The sequence below is a fragment of the Micromonospora orduensis genome (assembly GCF_006228125.1).
In the GTDB taxonomy this organism is placed as follows: Bacteria; Actinomycetota; Actinomycetes; order Mycobacteriales; family Micromonosporaceae; genus Micromonospora; species Micromonospora orduensis.
The window spans coordinates 1-10,623 of sequence record NZ_VDFY01000268.1 but is presented as its reverse complement, the minus strand read 5'-3'; the positions used below and the strand labels follow the sequence as shown (position 1 = coordinate 10,623).

At 68.0% G+C, this 10,623-nt stretch carries 7 protein-coding genes and 2 pseudogenes; 6 read left to right on the top strand and 3 right to left on the bottom strand.

The genetic code is table 11. The features are described from left to right. The first annotated feature begins 558 nt into the window (after window positions 1-558). Window positions 559-1,944, top strand: coding sequence for a helix-turn-helix domain-containing protein (locus FHG89_RS29475; protein ID WP_139587673.1), 1,386 nt, complete (start codon window positions 559-561; stop codon window positions 1,942-1,944). Here FHG89_RS29475 and FHG89_RS29470 read toward each other — a convergent pair. From FHG89_RS29470 to FHG89_RS29455, 3 genes and pseudogenes are all read right to left on the bottom strand, one after another. Continuing rightward, a pseudogene (locus tag FHG89_RS29470) lies at window positions 1,917-3,105 on the bottom strand (S9 family peptidase). The gene FHG89_RS29475 and the pseudogene FHG89_RS29470 sit on opposite strands and share 28 nt — an antisense overlap. Window positions 3,106-3,989: 884 nt before the next feature. After that, window positions 3,990-4,715: a creatininase family protein gene (locus tag FHG89_RS29460; RefSeq protein WP_139587672.1), complete on the bottom strand. Its 726-nt coding sequence runs from the start codon at window positions 4,713-4,715 to the stop codon at window positions 3,990-3,992. A gap of 3 nt (window positions 4,716-4,718) precedes the next feature. Then, a complete protein-coding gene (locus FHG89_RS29455; protein WP_139587671.1) occupies window positions 4,719-5,951 on the bottom strand; it encodes a helix-turn-helix domain-containing protein in 1,233 nt (410 codons plus the stop codon). Between the two features lie 281 nt (window positions 5,952-6,232). On the opposite strand from FHG89_RS29455, the gene FHG89_RS29450 reads away from it, so the two are divergent. The 5 genes and pseudogenes from FHG89_RS29450 to FHG89_RS29430 form a co-directional block, all read left to right on the top strand. Continuing rightward, window positions 6,233-7,639, top strand: coding sequence for an APC family permease (locus FHG89_RS29450; RefSeq protein WP_139587670.1), 1,407 nt, complete (start codon window positions 6,233-6,235; stop codon window positions 7,637-7,639). Window positions 7,640-7,644: 5 nt separating this feature from the next. Beyond that, complete coding sequence (locus tag FHG89_RS29445) at window positions 7,645-8,649, top strand: acetamidase/formamidase family protein (protein WP_425280243.1); 1,005 nt, start codon at window positions 7,645-7,647, stop codon at window positions 8,647-8,649. Between the two features lie 11 nt (window positions 8,650-8,660). Further along, window positions 8,661-9,338, top strand: coding sequence for a GOLPH3/VPS74 family protein (locus FHG89_RS29440; protein ID WP_139587668.1), 678 nt, complete (start codon window positions 8,661-8,663; stop codon window positions 9,336-9,338). A 783-nt stretch (window positions 9,339-10,121) separates the two neighbouring features. Continuing rightward, complete coding sequence (locus FHG89_RS29435) at window positions 10,122-10,343, top strand: hypothetical protein (RefSeq protein WP_139587667.1); 222 nt, start codon at window positions 10,122-10,124, stop codon at window positions 10,341-10,343. A 28-nt stretch (window positions 10,344-10,371) separates the two neighbouring features. Then, window positions 10,372-10,623, top strand: a pseudogene (locus FHG89_RS29430) (N-acetyltransferase); the annotation flags it as partial.

Below are 10,623 nucleotides of genomic sequence, written 5' to 3'. Positions count from 1 at the left end.
CCCTTACGGGCGACCGCGACGACGTCGCGGCGGAACTCCAGGGGGAACGCTTTCGGCATGACAGACATCCTTCCAGCGAGGAACAGATCCTCACAGGTCAGGAGTCAACCGAACCGGGTGCAGTCCCCTGGACTCGCCAAGTCACATGGGAGTCTGAAGACGATGCGCTGGCGCGCGTGGTTGCCCAAGCCGTATGCGCGGATGCTCGTCCGCGTGATCGCTCGTACGGCGCCAAGGGCCGAGGGCGCAGCCAGCGTGAATCAGGATCACAGCGGCGGAACGGTCCTGCTCCAGTGCGACCTCCCGCGCTCGTTCAGGTCAGGGATGGATCTGACGAGTAGCCAGGCCCATCTCCACACTCGCCCGTCGAGTCCGTGGAGTGAATGCCAAGCATGCGGACGAAGCGGTTGTCCGCATGTGCGCCACCGATGGGCTTCCTGTGCGTCTATGCATCTTGGTGTTCTTGGTTGCACCGGGCTGAACAGTGAGTGACCCTATGGGCGAGGTATTCACGCTGATTATCGGCTGGTGGCGTGAACAGCCAGAGGAGGCGATGCTATGGGCCAGACCCCGCGGATGCTTCAGCCGTCCCTGTCGCAGCGCCACTTCTTCGGCGCCGAGCTGCGTCGGCTGCGGGAGCGGGCCAATCTCTCGCAGGCGCGACTCGGCGCGATGATCCGGTTCAGCGCTGACTTGATACGTCGGGTCGAGACAGCGGACCGTTTCCCGTCTCGGGAATTCGTTGAAGCCTGCGACAGGGCATTGGCGGCCAAAGGGGCGTTGGTTCGCCTGCTACCGCTTCTCGAGGAACGTCGCGCCACCGAGGGTATGCGGACAATTTCCCCTAGCAGTCCTACCAACGCCGGCACCCTGCCGGCAGCCCAGGCGGAGGAGACGCCCGGAGTGGCGGACATGGTCGTCCGCGTTCCCTTCCAGCCTGGCGTTCTTGACCGCGCCGCGCTCGACTGGCTGAACGCCTCAGCGGGACCCCACCTGTCCGTGGCCGACCTAGCCGGTTCACCTGATTTGGTCTGCGAAGAGGCTCTCGACTCCGCTGAGACCGCCCTGGCGATGTTCCGCCAGTTGGATCACACCCACGGCGCCGGACGAGTCCACGCCCAGGTGCAGCGGTACGTCGAACGCGAGTTGAACCGGTTACTGGCCAGCCCGCCCGCCTCGGAGCCGATCGGTCGGCACCTCTACACCTTGGCGGCGGGATTCTTCGAGCTCTGCGGGTATCAGGCGGTCGACACTGGCGCTTACGGTCTCGCCCAGCGCCGCTACCTTCGCGCTCTACGTCTGACGGAAGCTGCCGGTGACCGCCTGTACGGCAGTTACCTGCTCGCCGTGAACATCGGCCACCTCGCGTTGCACTGCGGGCACCCCGAGGCGGCACGCGGGATGGCGCTGACGGCGGTGAGAGGAAGCGAGACCCGGGCGACGCCTGCCGTGGCAGCCGCGCTGCACGCGGTGGTGGCGCGCACGCACGCCCGCCTTGGATGCGAAGGCGACTGCCTGACCCACCTCGACATCGCGGAAAGGCAACTGGCCCGCAGCAAGCCCGAGGACGAGCCGGCGTGGATCGGGTACTTCGACGCGGCGTACCTCGCCGACGAGATCGCCCACTGCTTCCACGATCTGGGCCGACCGCAGCACACCCAACAGCATCTGGGCGACGCCCTCACTGCGCTGAGCCCCACTCATGTCCGGCGACTCGCCATCGACACCGCGCTCCTGGCCTCGTCCTTCGCCGCCGCCGGCCGCTTCGACGAAGCCTGCGCCACCGCACGCAAGGCAGTCGACCACGCCGCACAAACCACCTCACACCGCTGCCTACAGCGCATCGTCGAGGTACAGGCCGACCTCGAGCCCTACCGCTGCGAGCGCGAGGTCCGCGAGTTCGGCGAGTACGTGCGCTATCGGCTACCCCTGGCCGCTGTATAACCCGTGTTGGTCGTTGGTTGCATCCGCACTCACCGAGCGGTAATGAGCCACCTCCGCCTCCAGCGCCGCGCCCGCTCGGCCGGACGACGCCACATAGTGGCCGACATCAGGAAGAATCAACACCTCGGGTGCCACGCCAAGGGACGTCAACTCGTCGGCGAGGTCGCGGACATCCTCGACCACGGCCACCTCGTCGGCGGTGCCATGAATGAGCAGCACCGGCCGTTGGACAGCGGCGGCACGGACCGGGCCGGCGCCCCCGCGCAGCCGCATCGCGTGCGCCCGCTGGAACCGGGGCACCGTCTGCGCCCACCGGTCAGGATCCACGACCGCCGACACGGCGGTGGCAGCGGCGAACGGACCGTCCTGGGCCACCGCGTGCAACGCGGTGTATCCACCGGCGCTGGCCCCCCGGATGAACACCTGCCCCGGCACCGCCCGCCCTGTCGACAGCAGGTGAACCGCCACCGCCGCACAGTCGTCGACATCGTCCAGGCCCCACCGGCCGTACAGCGATTCCCGGAACGCCCGGCCGTACCCGGTGCTACCCAGGTAGTCGACATCAACGACGGCGAACCCGCGGCTGGTGAAGAACTGCACCTGCCAGTCAAGGCGCAGCAAGCAGGAGGCGGTCGGCCCGGGATGCGCCCGAACAATCACCGGGGCCCGCCAGTCAGCCGCCGACCCCGTCGGCGGATATACCAAGGCGAGCACCTCCCGACCACTGGCCACTCGAACGCGCAGCTCCGTCGGCGTCGACACTCGCGCCCGTTCGAGTGCGGCATGCTCCGACCTGGCAAGCACCTCCACCTGGAGATTGCCGTCAGCCAGGTCAATCAGTACAACCTGAGGGGCAACAGTCGGTGACGATCCGATCAACGCCACTGTCGTGCCCTGCACGGCCAGGTACGGCTTGATCGAGGTGTACGGCAGGTCGACCGGCCGGACAGTGCCGTCGAGCTCGATGACGACAAGGCGGTGTCGCGGCCCCTCCTGCACCGCCATGACTATTCGCCCGTCGCCGAGAAAACCGTATGACGCGTAACCCAACTCCCAAGGCTCTGCGGCGCACTCACCCGCGATCGGTGCCACCGTCCTCACATTGAGGCCGTCCCACCGGTAGAGGTTCCACCAACCACTGCGGTCCGACACGAAATACAACGCCCCGTCCGGCCCCCATTGCGGCTCAAGCGCCGATTCACCCGGACCCCCGGCCAGCTTCACGGAATTCTCGATCACACCACGCGGCGAGTAGGAGGCCACCCACACCTCGCACGCATCCCAGGGCATGTCGCGCTCACTCCAGGCCGTCCAGGCCAACCAATCTGGACCGGGCCGAGGTGCACCGAGAAACCCGGGGGACGAGGCGAGAGGTCTCACCTGCGGAGCACCGGTGAACGCTACCGCAATGAGCTCGTCACCCTGTTTCGACTCCCGCACAGCCAGCAACTCGCCATCGCCGACCGTCAGGTCACCGAAGGATCCATGAGTGACCAATTCCAGTTGGCCGCCGCGACGATGGCTCCGGTAGAGGCCGTCTCCGCCGACGCACCACAACGTCCCCTCGCCAGCAGCGAACGACCCGCCCCCGTACGCGTGAACGCCGCTCGCGACATCAAAGCCTCTCGGACTGACATCACGCTTGCCCTCACCGGATCGCCACCGTGTCACCGCCGTACCCCCGCCAGCGTCAGGGCGGGCCTCCAACCAGAACAGGCCCTCATCACTGGAACGCAGCTGGTCATAGCTCACCGAGGCACGGACAGCGTCGTCCGCCGACACTTCAGCGATCCTCTCGCCCGGCCTCACGGTTCCTCCTCGAACAACGTGCATCTGGGCAGGACGGCGGCGGGCTCGCAAACCGTGGCCCGGACACCGGCGCGGCCACCGGAAGGGCAAGGTCCTCGGACCAGCGTGCCGGCCCCAACGTGGACCGACTCGACGTCCGATCGCCTTGTCCCTGCCGCCGGATCACCCTGCAAATGCCTCCACCCGATCGCTTCCCTGGGGGCGAAGTCGATGCGGACAAAAGCTCTCGTTCAGCATCATTCCTGATCATGCCTTGGGCTCGACAGGAGGCCGTAATGGTCGGCGAAGGAACGGACAAGTTCCTCGAGTACCGCCTTGCCCTTGGCGGCGGTGGCGTGCGACGGCAGACCGATGACGCCGCTGGTGGTGTAGCCACCCATGCCCCTCGTGAGGAGGTGACGTCGGTCCTCCGCTACGTGGTCTGCATGCTGGAAGCCATCACGAACCACCTCCGGCGCAGCATGCAGGAGCAGCGAAACCTCGAGCTCGCCAGCGTGCATGTCCTGGTGGGCTGTGCTGTACAGGCCGGCGGCCAGTCGCGCGTCGTCCCAGTCGGCCCGAGCGGGGAACAGAGTCATCCGCGGTCCGGCGACGTTGGCTTCCTGAACGACGTTGGCAAGCGCGTAGTTCCCGCCGTGTCCGTTGATCACGGCGAGCTGATCGATGCCCGATTCATGCAGCGAGGCGGCGATGTCAACGACTACGGCGGTGAGGGTGGTGGCGCTGATACTGACTGTTCCACGCCACGCCGCGTGCTCGTGGGAGCAGGAGATCGTCACGGGCGGCAGCAGGAAAAGGTTGTAGCGCTCAGCAACTGCCTGCGCAATCGCGCACGCCACGATCGTGTCCGTCAGCAGCGGCAGGTGGGCACCGTGCTGTTCGAAGCTCCCGACCGGGAGGACCGCGACGGACGCCGCTCGCTCGGACTCGTCGATGCTCGTTGCCGTGGTGATCAGGTCCACGGGCTAATGGTTACACGCTTCGAGAGTCGCCTGCCGATAAGCGAGCACGAAGGCCGCCGCCTCAGGAACGGCGGACTGCTGTCGAAGGGCCACCGCCGTGGGGTTCAACCAGCGCAGAGCCCGCCCTGAGGAGGTACCAGCGGCCAAAGCCAGGGCGTTAGTGGCCTCGGTCGCGGCGCGTTCGACGTTGCCGCTGTTGACGTAGGCGGTAGACAGGGCCGATCGCCACAGGGCCTCGTCGACGCGCCATTGAGCTGGCCACTGCTGAAGAAGCTGCTCGTAGAGATCGGCTGCCGCCGCCGGTTCGCCGAGGAGTAGACGGCACTGCGCTTCGTGGGCAGCCACGTACACCGGGTTGCAGTGGACGCCAACATCGATCGGCAGTTCCGAGTCCCAATCGGCGCTTCCGGCGGCCCTGTGCGCTTCGTCGATGCTCGCAACGCAGGAGCTCTGATCACCGCCCATCGCGAAAGCCTGGGCCTGCCGAACTAGCAGCAGAGCACGGATGCGGCCTGGCAACCGGACCTCGTCCAGAGCCTGATGCGCCAAGGCAGCGGCCTGGCGCGGGTCGAATCGCTCGAGAGCGCGTTGGCTCTGCCTCATCAGGACGTAGCTTGCCAGCGCCGGGGCATTGGCTTCGACGGCGTACCGCTGGGCACATCGCAGCCACGCGTCCGCCTCGGCGGCGTCACTCTGCTCGTCGATCCAACTGAGGAACTCGGCCCACATGGCCTGGGCGATGAGTACCTTTCGACGGTCGGTTGAGCTGCTCCGGCGCCCGATAGCGGCTGCGGTACTGATCTGCGCATGGGCGGTGGACGCCATCCCCGCATATCCGGTGCGGTTTCCGGCAATGGCGAGACTGGCGAGCTGCTCGTGCCACGAGCGGAGGAGGTCAGTCTCCTCAGAGTGATCCATCGCGGCCCCGAGCTGGCCGTCCGTGCCGTCGGGGAAGCGGTAGCCGGCGCCGGTCAATCGACGCTCACGTTCGAGGTCCGACAGGAAGGCGACCAGCGCACCACCCGTCTGCAGCGCGGCCTCGCACGACTCAACGAGGCGGGCGGACGGCCAACGTTCGGCCTTCTCCACCTTGCCGATGAGGTCCCCGCTGACGTGCACCAGCCTGCCTAGAGCGCGCTGGGATAGCCCGCAGCGCTCGCGCCACTGTCGCAGCGCGGCGCCATACCCATGCAGCGCTGATCGGTGCGGGGTCAGCCGTCGCGGAACCTGAGCCACCGGTACTCCTGGATGCCGTTGCCTGTCGCTTGCCGCAGTCAGACGGGCCTGACCTTACGTGCTCGAACGCTACGCGGACAGTTGCATGCGGACAACACCGCATGTCCGCATCACCGCTATCGACTCATCTGGTCCCGGTGGGCAATTCTCGTTTCTGAAGTACCCGTCCGCATTCCGACGAACAGTCAGCTGCGATTCGGGTCGACGAGTAGTTGCCTTCGCTGGCGAGGTCAGCGGCGAAGTCGTGAGATTAGCCAGAATCAAGATATTTGAGGAGTCTAATGAGTCTCCAGGACAACCTGTCGCGATATGGATATAGGCAGGAGTTGAGCCGCCAGTTGCGGTTCCGCGACCTATCGGCCTACGGCCTGGTGTACATGGTGCCGATCGCGCCGATGGCGATCTTCGGCAGCGTCTACGCCGGCTCCGGTGGCATGGTGGCCTTGGCGTACGCGATCGGCGTGGTGGCGTTGGTGTTCGCCGCGTTCTCGTACGCGCAGATGGTGAAGGCGTTCCCGATGTCGGGCAGCGTCTACAACTACGCAGGGCGCGGCATCAGCCCGCCGGTCGGGTTCCTCGCCGGCTGGGTGATCCTCCTGGACTACGTGCTCGTACCGGGGCTGCTGTATTTGGTGGCGTCGGTGGCGATGCACGCCACGGTCCCGGCGATGCCGGTGTGGCTGTGGCTGCTCGGGTTCGTCGCAGTGAACACGGTCGTCAACTCGGTCGGGATCCGCATGACGGCCGCCGTTACCCGGGTGATGCTCGTCGGCGAGCTGATCGTCCTAGCGGTCTTCCTGGCCGTCGCCGGCTGGGCCCTCGCCTCGGGTAGGGGCCGGTTCAGCTGGGACGCCTTCTACAACTCCGACACGTTCACCTGGTCGCTGGTGGCGGGGGCGGTGTCGATCGCAGTGCTGTCCTTCCTCGGCTTCGACGGGATCTCCATGCTGGCCGAGGAGACCAAGGGCGGCTCCCGTCAGATCGGCCGCGCCATGGCCGCCGTCCTGATCCTGGCGGGGGTGCTGTTCATCGCGCAGACGTGGCTGGCGGCGATGCTCGTCCCCGACCCCGGCGTGCTTCTCGCCGGGGGTGATCCAAACGGCACTGCCTTCTACGACGCCGCCGCCGTGGCCAGCGGGGGCTGGCTGGCGACGCTATGCGCGGTGGCCACGGCGATCGCGTGGGGGTTGCCGAACTCGATGGTCGCGCAGGTCGCCACGTCTCGGCTGCTGTACGCGATGGCCCGGGACCGGCAGCTGCCGGCGTTCCTGGCGAAGGTGTCGATCCGCCGCCACGTGCCGATCAACGCGACGCTGCTCACCGGTGCCGTGTCCCTGGCGCTGGGCCTATACATGGCGACCCGCTCGGATGGGATCACCCTTCTGTCGTCGCTGATCAACTTCGGGGCGATGGTCGCGTTCCTGGTCCTTCACGTCTCAGTCGTGGTGCATCACCTCATCCGGGAGCGCAGCGGTAACTGGTGGGCGCACATGGTCATGCCCGCCGTCGGCTTCGCCATCTTGGTGTGGGTGGTCGTCAACGCCAACATCGCCGCCCAACGCCTCGGCCTGGCGTGGCTCGCCCTCGGCATCATCGTCCTGGCTGGCCTGTACCTGTCCGGCCGCCGACCTGCCCTCTCGGGACTGGCGCCCGCGCAGCCGCAGGCACGTCACGTGGAGCGGGTGTGACCGGGATGGACGCGTTCACCTACCGGCCCGCCCGAGACGAGCTGGCCTACACCTTCGGCGGTCGGATGCCGGTGGCGCACGTGCGCGGCGGGGACGTTTTCACTGTCGTGACGGAGGACTGCTTCGTTGGTCTCGTTCGGGGGCCGGCGGACCTGCCGTCGGAGGTGTGCCGCATGCCGTACCTCAACCCGGTGTCCGGGCCGTTCTTCGTCGAGGACGCCGAGCCCGGCGACACCCTCGCCGTCCACCTCGCCGCCATCACCCCGGCGCGGGACTGGGGTGTGTCGTCGACGTTCCCGCACTTCGGGGCACTGACGTCCACCTCCCACACCGCCACCTTGCAGCCTCCGTTGGAGGAGCGGGTGTGGGTGTACGGCATCGACCGGCAGGCCGGGACCGTCCGGTTTCAGGCCACGCGCAGCGACCACAGCGTGGACCTGCCGCTGGATCCGATGATCGGCACGATCGGTGTCGCCCCCGGCGGGTTCGAGGCCCGCTCCACACTCGTGCCTGACACCCACGGCGGGAACCTCGACACCCCGCACCTGCGCGCCGGCACCACCCTGTACCTGGGGGTGAACGTTCACGGGGCGATGCTGGCCCTCGGCGACGGGCACGCTCGTCAGGGCGAGGGCGAGGCCTGCGGTGTCGGCGTGGAGATCGCCACGACCACCACCCTCGCCATCGACGTGATCAAAGGCGTGACCACGCCGTGGCCGCGGTTGGAGACCGACCGGGACATCCTGACCATCGGCTGCGCGAGGCCCCTGGAGGACGCCTACCGCATCGCCCAGCACGACCTTGTCGGCTGGGCCAGCGCCCTGACCGACTTGGAAATCCTGGACGCCTACCAGCTCGTGTCGCAGGCGGGGCGGGCGCCGATCGGCAACGTGTGCGACGCCAACTACACCGTCCTCGCCGCGATCGACAAAGCACGGCTCCCCGCCCCCGGAGCCGCGTACGGCGGGGCACACGAGCGGCTGCGGCGGCTCACCTCCGGGCTGCGGTAGGAGCCCCGCCGATGACCGCGTCGATCCCGCGCCTGCCGCTGCGCGATGACCTGTTCCTCCTCGGCCACGACGACGACACCGGACACCTCCACGTGCACCGGCAGGCCCTCGCGCTCGGGCTCGCCGGCGCGGTCCTGATCGACCTGTATTTCGCCGGGCGGGTGACTCTCGACCTGAACGATGAGGCGCGCGCAGCAGGCCACCAGCGGATACACCCGCACATCGACCGTCCGACCGGGGACCTGATCGCCGACGCCGCGGCCGCCACCATCCGCAACGCTCACCCGCTGCTGCGCATGTGGCTGCGGGGGTTCTCCGACGACCTGTACGACCGCACCCGCGCCGGTCTGTTCGCCGGCGGGATCCTGCGCCAACACACCCAACGGCGCCTCGGCGGCCTCATCCGCGCCCACACCTACCTGCCCACCGACAGCAGATGGGCGGTCATCGCCCGCTCCCGCCTGCGCTACCTCGCAGCCGGCCGCGAACAACCCGACAACCACACCGCCGCCCTCGCCGGCCTCGTCGCCGACCTCGGACTCACCCACCACCTCTACCTCGACGACGACACCCCAGCCATGACCAGCCGCCTGAAGGCCATCGCCGCGCAGCACCATCAGCCGGTGCGCGACATCATCGCCGCCATTGACGCCGCCGTCGGCGACGTGGCCACCGCCGCCTACCGCTAGCCCTGTCCGCTCATCGCAAGGAACCCACCGTGACCAACCAATCCCCCATGCGACCTCCGACCGACAAGCCCCACCCGGTGGGCCGGGGAGCCATGAAGGTTATGGCCGCTGTCTGTGTAGTCGGCCTGCTCGCTGCCGCTACCGCTATCCCGACCTGGACGGGCACCGCCGGGCCGGTGCCATCCCCACCCTCGCTGCCAAGCACCGTCGCGTCCCGGCCGATCGTGGCACCGTGTCCGTCGCCCGCCCCCCTGACTGCGGCACAGCTCAAGGCCCGTGCCCGACAGAAACTCGACCAGTCGCCGACGCGCCTGTCGGCGTCGCCTCCGACGCAGCAGGGCCTCAAGACGGTAGGGACGGGGCCCTCCGGCTGTGACGTCATCCCGGGCCGGTTCGCCTACGTCCATCTACTCCAATGGGCCACGGACACCGCGATCGCAGGCAACAGCACGACCACGCGGACCGTGCTGTTCGAAGAGCAACGCTGGCGCGCCGACGACGCCTCCGGACGCGTCATCCGCAGCCGCTACCCCGGCGGCAACCAGCCCACCGACGACAGCACCTACTACCCCGGCCAGCTGGACGGACCCATCGGACCGATCGCCGCCGACCCGACGGCACTCACCGCGCAGATCGACACCACGCAACCCCGATTCCTCGGACCCACCGCCGTCATCCGCGGCCTCGCGAGCCTGCTCGGCTGGCGCACCCCCAACCAAGCCGGCCCGCACCGCGATCCTCACCGTCCTGCGCGACACCGCCGGAATCACCTACCACCCATTGGTGACCGACCGGGCAGGCCGAACCGGCATCGGCGTCAGCGCCATCGCCATCGCCGACGACATCCGCTTCCTGCTGATCCTCAACCCCAGCAACGGCGAACTACTCGCGTACGAAAGAGCCGCACTCACACCGCCAGCCGACAGTGACCGAAACGGCGCCTTCGTCGACGACTACCACCTGTTCCTCGTCCACACCCACACCACGAGCAGCGACAACTCCTGACCCCGCCAACTGCTTCAAGGGAATTGCCATGGACACTGTCCCGCGCATCCGCGCCGCCCGCTGGGCAGACAAAGACCACGTCGCCGCACTCATCTCCGACGCCCTCAATCCCAGCCCTCTCGCCACATGGCTAATCCCCGACCCAAGCCCACGGCGCCGGATCCTCACTGACGTCCTCGCCATCTGGATCGAGCACGCCATGTTCTACGGCGACATCTACCTCACCGACGACGCCACCGCCGCCACCGTCGGCTTCCACCGATACCGGCCCATCCCACCC

Coding starts and splice junctions, on each gene's coding strand:
- FHG89_RS29440 (WP_139587668.1), top strand. CDS start 8,661: ATGACCGCGTCGATCCCGCGCCTGCCGCTGCGCGATGACCTGTTCCTC.
- FHG89_RS29475 (WP_139587673.1), top strand. CDS start 559: ATGGGCCAGACCCCGCGGATGCTTCAGCCGTCCCTGTCGCAGCGCCAC.
- FHG89_RS29450 (WP_139587670.1), top strand. CDS start 6,233: ATGAGTCTCCAGGACAACCTGTCGCGATATGGATATAGGCAGGAGTTG.
- FHG89_RS29445 (WP_425280243.1), top strand. CDS start 7,645: ATGGACGCGTTCACCTACCGGCCCGCCCGAGACGAGCTGGCCTACACC.